Source organism: Catellatospora sp. NPDC049111 (assembly GCF_040648615.1).
GTDB lineage: Bacteria > Actinomycetota > Actinomycetes > Mycobacteriales > Micromonosporaceae > Catellatospora > Catellatospora aurea.
Genome location: NZ_JBEZEB010000088.1, coordinates 1 through 1,334, shown reverse-complemented (window position 1 = coordinate 1,334; position 1,334 = coordinate 1). Strand labels below are relative to the sequence as shown.

1 protein-coding gene is annotated in these 1,334 nt (G+C 67.7%); it reads right to left on the bottom strand.

Annotation, left to right across the window (positions count from 1 at the left end):
- Positions 1-163: 163 nt before the first annotated feature.
- Positions 164-1,168, bottom strand: coding sequence for a sugar ABC transporter permease (locus AB0B66_RS43670; RefSeq protein WP_360541564.1), 1,005 nt, complete (start codon positions 1,166-1,168; stop codon positions 164-166).
- Positions 1,169-1,334: the final 166 nt, after the last annotated feature.

Genomic DNA, 1,334 nt, shown 5'->3' with positions numbered 1-1,334 from the left:
CAGGGGTCGGGCCAGCCGAGGGGGTTGGTGGACAGTTGGCCGTTGTCCTTGAACCCGCCGAGCACACCGAACCCGACCGGCACCACGATCAGCGCACCGATCGCGATGGAGACGACGTGCAGGACGGCGCGGCGGGCCCGCGCGGCCGGGTTGTCTGTGGTGGTCACCGTTGCACTCCCCTGGTGGTGATCGCGCCCTCGGTGTCGCGACGCAGCACGAACCGCTGATAGAACAGGGCGAAGACGAGGCTCAGCAGGAACATGACGATGCTGATCGCGCTGGCGTAGCCGACCTCGAAGCGGCGGAAGCCGCGGTCGAACATGGTGACGGCCATCGTCTCCGAGGCGTGGATGGGGCCGCCGCCGGTGAGCACCCAGACCATGTCGAACAGCTGGATGCTGCCGATCACCGACAGGAACACGCTGATCCGGATCGTCGGGCCCAGCAGCGGCAACGTCACGTGCCGGAACACCTGCCACGCGCTCGCCCCGTCGGTTGTCGCGGCCTCGGTCAGCTCCTGCGGGATGCCCTGCCTGCCCGCCAAGTACAGGATCATGTGGAAACCGAAGTACTTCCACGAGATCACCAGGAACAGCGCGAACAGCACGGTGTCCGGGTCGGCGAAGACCGCGCCCGCCTCGGCGCCCAGCAGCTTCGACACCGTGTCGCCCAGGCCCCGGTTGGGTGAGAGCACCAGGGTGAACAGCACCGCGGTGGTGACCTCGGACAGCACGTAGGGGGCGAAGAAGATGACGCGGTAGACGCTGCGGCCCTTGAGCTTCTGGTTGAGCAGCATCGCCAGAGCCAGGGAGACCGGGAGCTGGATGACCAGCGACAGGGTGATCAGGACCAGCGTGTGCCACAGGTCGCCGAGGAACGTCGGGTCTTTGAAGGCGCGGGTGAAGTTGTCCAGCCCGACGAAGTTCTCCGGCAGGTTGAAGCCGTTCCACTTGTACAGGCTGGTGTAGCCCGCGAGCAGGATCGGCGCGATGACCAGCAGCAGGAACAGCACCAGCGCCGGCGCCAGGAACAGGGCGATGGTGCCCAGGCGGCGGCGCGGCCGAAGCCGGGGCCGGCGGCCACGCTGCTGCGTGGCCGCCGGCGCCGCCGCCAAGAGCTCGGTCGCCGCGTCGTCGGTGCGCCGGCCGGTGATCGTCGATGGCGTCATCGTGCCTGCTCCACTCGGTTCTCGTACGCGGCTGCGGGTTCTTGGTCGTCGAACATGGCTACTGGCTCTTCGCGACCTTGGTGATGTCCTTGACGATCTGCTCCGGGGTCTTCGAACCGGCCACCAACTCGGCGACACTGTCGTTGACCTGCTGACCCACCGCCGG